The organism is Spirochaeta dissipatitropha, from assembly GCF_054657935.1.
Map to the genome: position 1 here is coordinate 1 of NZ_BAAHXT010000054.1, position 402 is coordinate 402.

Annotated in this window: 1 pseudogene; it reads right to left on the reverse strand. The window is 51.5% G+C overall.

Annotated features, from left to right (window positions below):
* Positions 1-402, reverse strand: a pseudogene (locus ACYQ2L_RS17200) (hypothetical protein); the annotation flags it as partial.

Here is a 402-nt window from a genome sequence, read left to right on the forward strand (position 1 = left end):
TGCGGTCTGTTCCTCGTCGGTGAATAGATCAATCGGCTGCGCCCCTATTCCCTTGATGGTCCTCACATCAGCGGTATCCTGGCTCCATGATTCAAGTGCACGTTGCAGTCTATCGGCGTAGGGCACTTCATGTCCCCGCTGACGTTCACCTTCCCGGTATCGTGGCCAGAAGTTCCCCTTGATGTATTTAATATCATTTTCTACACCGCCTTTCAATCGCGGGGTTGCCGGTGGACAAGGATCAATAAGGAATCCGTAATGCTCTGCCAGACGCAGATACACCCGGTTCACAATTGGATCGGTGAACGATGCCTTTACCACAGCTGCCTTGAGATTATCCGGGACCACTTTCTCCGGAACCCCATTGAAATGTTCAAATGCATGGACGTGACAGCGGAAAAA